The 256-nt window shown below is 53.1% G+C and carries 1 protein-coding gene; it reads left to right on the forward strand.

Annotation, left to right across the window (positions count from 1 at the left end; all coding sequences use genetic code 11):
• A partial coding sequence (locus AC0L3S_RS39505) for a SidA/IucD/PvdA family monooxygenase (RefSeq protein ID WP_473285382.1) occupies window positions 1-256 on the forward strand: 256 nt, incomplete at both ends.

Consider the following 256-nt stretch of genomic DNA (forward strand, 5'->3'; position numbering starts at 1 on the left):
TTCAAGGATCTGGTCACGCTGGTGGATCCACGGTCCGCCTACACGTTCATAAACTATCTGCACGAGAACGGACGTCTCTATCACTTCCTGAATGCACAGTTCGACTCTGTGCTCAGGGCTGAGTTCGAACACTATTTCAACTGGGCGTTCCGCAGGAACCCACTCGTCCGCGGCGATGAGACCGTGCGTGAAATAAGCTATGATGGCGAATTTCGAGTGCGGACAGACAACGCTGATTTCAGTGGCAAAGACCTGG

The organism is Bradyrhizobium sp. Ken01 (assembly GCF_055807355.1).